Source organism: Bacteroides intestinalis, assembly GCF_003464595.1.
GTDB classification, from domain to species: domain Bacteria; phylum Bacteroidota; class Bacteroidia; order Bacteroidales; family Bacteroidaceae; genus Bacteroides; species Bacteroides intestinalis_A.
Window position 1 is genome coordinate 1 of sequence record NZ_QRZF01000057.1, and the last position, 1,676, is coordinate 1,676.

The window sequence follows — 1,676 nt, forward strand, 5'->3', positions numbered from 1 at the left end:
AATAGCACCATTATCAGACACCAGCAACAAAAAAGAAGCTTACAATCAACCGCTAAATAATCTCATGTTTTCTAGCTGACACATGTCCTGAGAAACCCTAAATGTATTAAGCAAAAAAGGAGCGGATTCTATACCCGCTCCCTTATGGAATGATGACTCAATAACAATATCACAATTTTTCTGCAATAATCAGTTCCCAACCCTTGAACACCAGCGTGATGAGTTCCAGTTTCGTTCCACCTTTGGTGCGAAGCACCTTTTCATCCGCTGCATAACGCACCAGCTGTTCAGCCGCTTCCTTCTTCAAAGCAGTAATCTCTCCCTCCGAAGCATCACGCTTGGCGTATTTCACCTCTACAATATAGCTATAGGCAATATCCGGCTGGTGCAGTAGATCCGGCATCATGTAGAAATCGGCATAACCTTTGGAAGATTCGTGTTCGGGAAAAAGAACATATCCCTGCGTCAGTCCTAAATAAGCCAACAGAAAGCCTTTGATATGGGCCTCTCCATCTATGAACTCACGGATGGCGCTTTGACGTTCCAGTTCGCGGGCGAAGAAGCGAAAAACGGACTCCCATTTGCCGTCATAAGCCATCTCCATGACCAAAGAAGAAAAATGGCTAATGTCTACATTAAAAATAGATGCTTTACTATAGGCTTCCACCAGGTAAGTATAAAGTTGTTCACGCACAGTCAAGTTGGGGATTCCAAGTACAGGAGTCCCACGGTAAACACCTTGTATGGATAGCATTCCGAAATAGAACAGCAAGCTTTTGAAGTTCTCAGTATCAGTCATCTTTTCAGCCGGAAAGGAAGTGGCAATCTGTACTGTGATACTACCTTCGGCTACAATCTGCTGGATGACAGAAGCGTTCACACCGAATGTCTTGTCTATCTGTATCAGATGACGGAGCTTACTGTAATCCGTACGGATATTGTTGTCAACCATCATTTTGGGTACTTTGCCCAGTTGCAGATAATTGTTAAGGAAGTAGAGTGTCATATCCGAATTGAACATGCGCTCTTCCAAACTATCTTCCGAGAAGCAGTAATTATCATACCATGGCTTCATCAGTTCCACCAACTCGTCCACCGTAACATCTGCCGGAAGTGCGTTTTCATCTTTGTAATAGGTAATCATCTCCCGTACTTCATCTTCGCTGAAACCGATGATGTCATTAAATTGCGGCAACATGCTGATATTCGTGCCGATATTGAAACCGCTCGTCACGTCATCCATCGTAATGGGACTCACTCCCGTAATGAAAAGACGCTCCACGGCGGCACCGGCATTGGAAGTGGAATCTTTAATATTGTTGAAGAAACCACGGATAAAACCCTCACCATGTGTCTTTTCCCGATAACGCTCCTGCCCATAAGAAGAAAGGATGGTATTGGTAAAGTTATCATATTCGTCAATCAACAGGTAAATGCGCGGGCAGTCCGTACGGCTGACGTATTCCTTAAGAGCAGCCAACATCTGTCTCGGATTGGTTTCATCAGGATTGACAACCTTCCAAATATCACTGCCCAACAGGTGTTCGTATTTCAGGATGAAATTCTTCATCACCATGCAGCAATACTCGCAGAACGAACGCTCCACATCCTCCAACTTCGAACTGATTGCAGAGAAATTGAATCGCAAAACCATGTAGCTGTTATGCCGCTTTGTC

General features: G+C 44.3%; 1 protein-coding gene. It reads right to left on the reverse strand.

Annotation, left to right across the window (positions count from 1 at the left end; all coding sequences use genetic code 11):
* Nucleotides 1-169: 169 nt before the first annotated feature.
* On the reverse strand, nucleotides 170-1,676 hold a 1,507-nt coding region (locus tag DWW10_RS25800; RefSeq protein WP_118487425.1), incomplete at its 5' end, for an AAA family ATPase.